Source organism: Variovorax sp. WDL1, from assembly GCF_001541225.1.
GTDB lineage: Bacteria > Pseudomonadota > Gammaproteobacteria > Burkholderiales > Burkholderiaceae_C > Variovorax.
Genome location: NZ_LMTS01000271.1, coordinates 67231 through 73481, shown reverse-complemented (window position 1 = coordinate 73481; position 6251 = coordinate 67231). Strand labels below are relative to the sequence as shown.

The following is a 6251-nucleotide window of genomic DNA, read 5'->3' as shown; positions in this document are numbered from 1 at the left end:
TGGCCAGGCCGAGCGCACAGGGGCAGGCGATGATGAGGACTGCAACGGCGGAGATGAGTGCATACGACAAGGCCGGACTCGGCCCCCAAATGAACCAGGCAACGAATGTCAGGGCCGCAACCACGATCACCACCGGAACGAACCAGCCGGCAACCTGGTCTGCCATGCGCTGAATCGGCGCGCGGCTGCGCTGCGCCGACGCGACCATATGGACGATCTGCGCCAGCAGGGTGTCCGCTCCCACCTTTTCGGCGCGCATCACGAAGCCGCCAGTCTGGTTCAGGGTTCCTGCCGTGACCTTGGAGCCCGGCGCCTTGGCCACCGGAATCGGTTCGCCGGTGACCATCGACTCGTCGACCGTTCCCCTGCCCTCTACTACTTCGCCATCCACGGGCACCTTTTCGCCCGGTCGAACCCGCAAGTGCTCGCCCACGGCGATGGTGTCGATCTCGACCGTTTCATCGGACCCGTCGCTCTTCACGCGTACCGCCGTTTTCGGCGCGAGGTCGAGCAATGCGCGTATCGCTCCGGATGTCTTTTCACGCGCTCGCAGTTCCAGCACCTGCCCGAGGAGAACCAGGACGGTGATGACTGCCGCGGCCTCGAAGTAGATCGGGACCGCGCCATCCATGGTGCGCAGTTCCGCCGGGAACAGCGTGGGCGCCACGGTGCCGACAACGCTGTACATCCACGCGACGCCGGTGCCCAGCGCAATCAGGCTGAACATGTTGAGATTGCGGCTTTTCACCGACGCCCAGCCTCGCACAAAAAACGGCCAGCCGGCCCAGAGGACCACCGGGGTGCCGAAGAGCATCTGCAACCAATTGGACGTTTGCTGGCTCAGCAAACGATGCAGGTCGATGAGGTGTCCACCCATCTCGAGCACGACCACGGGCAGGCTGAGCGCCAATCCGATCCAGAACCGGCGGTTCATGTCCCGCAACTCCGCGCTTTCCCCGGTCGCCTCGGTCGCGACGACCGGCTCCAGCGCCATTCCACAGATGGGGCAGCTGCCGGGGCCCATCTGGCGCACCTGAGGGTGCATGGGACAGGTGTACTCGACATCGGCGACGCTGCCCGGCTCGATAGCTGCGCCACGCTGATGGTGATGATGCCCACGCTCTGAGCGATCTCCTTCAGCAACTGGGTGCCGATGGTCGTGCTGGTGCGGTCCGTGCTCAGAAGGTGCAGACGGGGCGGTGGACTGAGGGGGCTGTGGATTCATGGAGACCTCGTGTTCATGCGAGTCTTGACCTTCCCAGCATGGGAAGGTCAATAGGTTGGCGTTTTACAGTGCGTGACAGTCCGCATCGGTACCAGCCTCATGGCTGGATCCCCCCAGCCAGCCTCCGCATCATGGAGGCTGGCACCGGCAAGCGGCAGACACAAGGAAGATCAGAGCAACGAGCACAGACCGGCCGCTGGAGGCATTCAGGTAGTTCCATGGCGCCTTCTCCAAAACCTCGGCGCGCGTCGCTCGCGCGGCCGATGCATCAGCAAATACGCCGCAGGAATGACGAACATCGACAGCAGCGGCGCGGTGATCATACCGCCCACCATCGGCGCGGCGATGCGCTGCATGACCTCCGAGCCGGTGCCGCTGCCCCACATGATCGGGAACAGGCCGGCCAGGATGACGGCGACCGTCATCGCCTTGGGGCGCACGCGCAGCACCGCGCCTTCGCGGATGGCTTCCAGCAGGTCGGCGTGTGCGGTGCGCCCCTCGTCGATGCGGTCCTGCCAGGCGTGCTTGAGGTACAGCAGCATGATCACACCGAACTCGGCGGACACCCCCGCGAGCGCGATGAATCCGACCGCGCCGGCGACGGACAGGTTGTAGCTGAGCAGGTACAGCAGCCAGATGCCACCCACCAGGGCAAAGGGCAGGGCGGCCATGATCAGCAGCGCCTCGTCGAAGCGCTTGAACGTCAGGTACAGCAGCACGAAGATGATTAGCAGCGTGAAGGGCACGACCACCTTCAGCTTCGCGGTAGCGCGCTCCAGGAATTCGAACTGCCCCGACCAGGAGATCGAATAGCCCGGCGGCAGCTTCACCTCTTTCGCGACCACGCGCTGCATGTCCTGCACGGCCGAGCGAAGGTCTCGACCGCGGATGTCCACATACACCCAGCCGGACAGCCGCGCGTTCTCGCTGCGCAGCATCGGCGGGCCATCGGTGATGCGGACATCCGCCACGTCGGACAGCACCAGCCGCGCGCCGCGTTCGGTGACGATCGGCAGCGTCCGCAGCTTCTCCAGCGAATCGCGGATCTCACGCGGGTAGCGCATGTTGATCGGGAAGCGTTGCAGGCCTTCGACCGTCTCGCCGATGTTCTCGCCACCCACTGCCGAGGCGATCACCGACTGCACGTCTGCGATGTTCATGCCGAAGCGCGCGGCCTCATCGCGTTTGATGTTCACGTCCACGTAGCGGCCGCCGGTGAGGCGCTCGGCCAATGCGCTCGATACGCCTGGCACATCCTTGAGCGCGCGTTCGATCTCGCCCGTCAGACGGTCGATGGTGACGAGGTCGGTGCCTGCGACCTTCACGCCGACAGGGCTCTTGATGCCGGTGGCCAGCATGTCGATGCGGTTGCGGATCGGCGGCACCCAGATGTTGGTCAGGCCCGGCACCTTGACGATGCGGTCGAGTTCCTCGACCAGCTTGTCCTGCGTCATGCCCGCCCGCCATTCGTTCTGCGGCTTGAACTGGATCGTGGTCTCGAACATCTCCATCGGCGCCGGATCGGTGGCCGTCTCTGCCCGCCCGGCCTTTCCGTACACGCTGGCCACCTCGGGCACGGTCTTGATCAGGCGATCGGTCTGCTGCAAGAGTTCGCCGGCTTTCCCGACTGATAGACCCGGAAGTGCCGACGGCATGTAGAGCAGATCGCCTTCGTCCAGCCGCGGCATGAATTCGCCGCCGATGTGCTGCAGCGGCCAGAGGCTCAGCACCAGCACGATGGCGGCGCCCAACAGCGTCAGCTTCGGCCAGCGAAGCACCACGTCCAGCAACGGGCGGTAGGCCGCGATCAGAAGTCGGTTGAGCGGATTCCTCTTCTCTTCGGGAATCCTTCCCCGGATCAGGTAGCCCATTAGCACGGGGATCAAGGTCACTGCGAGGCCGGCCGCTGCCGCCATCGCGTAGGTCTTGGTAAAGGCCAGCGGCGAGAACAGCCGCCCCTCCTGCGCCTCCAGCGTGAACACCGGAATGAAGGACAGCGTGATGATGAGCAGCGAGAAGAACAGCGCCGGACCCACCTCGGCCGCCGAATCGGCGATCACGCGCCAGTGCGGCTCGCCGCGCAATGTCTGGCCCGGATGCTCGTGGTTCCACTGCTCGATGTGCTTGTGGGCGTTCTCGATCATCACGACCGCAGCATCGACCATCGCGCCGATGGCGATCGCGATGCCGCCGAGCGACATGATGTTGGCGTTGACGCCCTGGTAGTGCATCACGATGAAGGCGGCCAAGATGCCGATCGGGAGCGACACGATCGCAACGAAGGCCGATCGCAGGTGGAACAGGAAAATGAAACACACCACCGCGACGACGAGGAACTCCTCCAGCAGCTTGCGACTCAGGTTCTCCACCGCGCGCTCGATCAGGCTCGACCGGTCGTAGGTCGGCACGATCTCCACGCCCCGAGGCAGGCTTGCCTGCAGCGTCTTCAGCTTTTCCTTCACCGCGGAAATGGTCTCCAGCGCGTTCTTGCCCGATCGCATCACGATCACGCCGCCTGCTGCTTCGCCCTCGCCGTCGAGCTCGCCGATGCCGCGGCGCATCTCGGGGCCGACCTGAATGCGCGCCACATCGCCCAGGCGCACCGACACGCCGGCGTCGGTCGTCATGAGCGGCACCTTGCGGAAATCATCCAGGCTCTGGAGGTAGCCCGAGGCGCGGACCATGTACTCGGCCTCGCCGAGCTCGAGCACCGACCCGCCCGTCTCCTGGTTGGCCTTCTGGATCGCTTCGACCACTTTGGTGTGCGGAATCCTGTAGGCCGCGAGCTTGTCGGGGTCGAGCACGACCTGGTATTGCCGCACCATGCCGCCCACCGAGGCCACCTCGGCGACGTTGGGCACGGTCTTCAACTCGTACTTCAGGAACCAGTCCTGCAGGGCGCGCAGCTGCGAGGCGTCCTGCGTGCCGCTGCGGTCGACCAGGGCGTACTGGTAAATCCAGCCCACGCCGGTGGCGTCGGGGCCAAGCGCGGCCTTGGCGCCGGCCGGCAGGCGCGACTGCACCTGGTTCAGGTATTCGAGCACGCGCGAGCGCGCCCAGTACAGGTCGGTGCCGTCCTCGAACAGCACGTACACGAACGAGTCGCCGAAGAACGAATAGCCGCGCACCGTCTTCGCGCCCGGCACCGACAGCATCGTCGTCGTCAGCGGATAGGTGATCTGGTTCTCGACGATGCGCGGTGCCTGCCCCGGATAGGTCGTGCGGATGATGACCTGCACGTCCGACAGATCCGGCAGCGCGTCGAGCGGCGCCTTCGACACCGAGTACACGCCCCAGGCGCTGATCATCAGCGCGCCCAGCAACACCAGGAAGCGGTTGGCGATCGACCATCGGATGAGCCTCGCGATCATTGCTTGCTTCCCGTTGCAGCGGGCGCCGCCGCCTTGGGCCCGGGCGCCATCGGCGTCACGCGGGTGAGCTGCGGCAGGTCGTCCTTGTCCATGAAGAACTCGAAGGTCACCCGGTCGCCGTTCTGGACATTGCGCGGTGCGCCGCCTGTGGGCAGCTTGAAGTCCATGGTCATCGGGCCCCACTTCATCGTCGGGATCGGGCCGTGCGACAAGGTCATCGCATCCTTGCTCAGGCTTTCCACCTTGCCTTCGCCCACATGCTTCGGAGCGCTCGTTGCCGAGGCACTGGAAGGCGTAGCGCCGGATGCCGGCACGCTGTTCAAGCGCGCCTCGACACCCTTGAGGCTGGCCTCCGAGTCGATCAGGAACTGGGAAGACACCACGACGCGCTGGCCGGCCTGCAGCCCGCGCTTGACCTCAGTCTGGCCGCCGCTCTCGATGCCGATCTCGACATCCACCGGGCTGAAGCGGCCGTTCTCCTCGGCCAGCATGACGACGGTGCGCTTGCCCGTCTGGATGACGGCTTCGGTCGGAATCAGCAGCACCTTGTCGGCGCGCATATCCATGAACTGCATCGACACGAACATGCCCGGTACCAGCCGTGCGCCCGGATTCGCCAGCTCCAGCCGCGCCTTCAAGGTGCGCGTCGCCGGGTTGACGTCGGGGAGGATGGCCTGCACCTTGCCGTCGAAGGTTTCGCCGGGTGCTGCCGGGCTTTTGGCCCGCACCTTGGCGCCTGGTCGCAGCAGTGCTGCCTGGCTCTCCGGGACCTCCGCGTTGGCCCAGACAGTGGAAAGACCGTTGATGCGAAACAGCGTGGCGCCCGGCATCACCGTCATCCCCTCTCGCGTCGTCAGTTCGGTGATGACGCCGCCGATCGGTGCGACCAGCGTGATGCGGGGCTGGGTGCGGCCGCTGCGGGCAACAAGTTCGATCTGCCCCTCGCTCATGCCCACCTGCCGCATGCGCTGGCGAGCGCCATCGACCAAGGGCGCCAGGTCGGTCCCACGCATGCGCTGAACCGACAGGAACTCCTCCTGGGCTGCAATCCAGTCGGGAACGTAGAGTTCGGCGAGCGGCTGCCCCTTGGCCACCCGGTCGAGCGTGGCACGCACATGCAGGCGCTCGACATAGCCGGTCGCCCGCGCCTGCACGATGACCTGGTCGCGCTCGTTGAAGGCGATGCTGCCGACAGCCGCGACTTGAGGCGACAGCGTCCCCTCCGAGACAAGTGCGGTGCGCACACCCAGGTTCTGCTGGACGCGCGGGCTCACGGTCACGTTGTTCTGGTCGCCGTCGCCGCCGGCATAGACCGGCGACATCATCATGTCCATGAAGGGCGACTTGGCCGGCTTGTCGAACTTGTTTCCCGGCACCATGGGATCGTGGTAGTAGAGGATCTTCTTGCCGTTCGCGGGGTCGGTGTCGCCGGCTTTGAGGCCGGTTGCGATGTGGCGCCGAGTGGCATCCTCGCCCGTCTCGTTGGCCGGTGCAGCCGGTGCTGCGGAAGCCGGCGAGGGCGCTGCACCGCCAGATGCGGCTGACGCTCCCGCCAGGCCCATGCCGCGCTGCATGCCCAGGGTGTACAAGCCGAAGCCCGCCGCGGCGAGGACGCCGGCAGCGATCGATCCGATCAAGAGGGGTTTGAGCTTCAT

The 6251-nt window shown here is 65.8% G+C and carries 3 protein-coding genes; all 3 read right to left on the bottom strand.

The features are described from left to right. The coding region (locus tag APY03_RS44910; RefSeq protein ID WP_269747413.1) for an HAD-IC family P-type ATPase at positions 1 to 1225 on the bottom strand (1225 nt) is incomplete at its 3' end. Positions 1226 to 1431: 206 nt separating this feature from the next. Next, positions 1432 to 4596 (bottom strand): efflux RND transporter permease subunit, encoded by a 3165-nt coding sequence (locus tag APY03_RS33455; protein ID WP_068684083.1) that lies wholly within the window; start codon positions 4594 to 4596, stop codon positions 1432 to 1434. Beyond that, complete coding sequence (locus tag APY03_RS33450) at positions 4593 to 6251, bottom strand: efflux RND transporter periplasmic adaptor subunit (protein ID WP_068684081.1); 1659 nt, start codon at positions 6249 to 6251, stop codon at positions 4593 to 4595. Before APY03_RS33450 ends, APY03_RS33455 begins: the two co-directional genes overlap by 4 nt.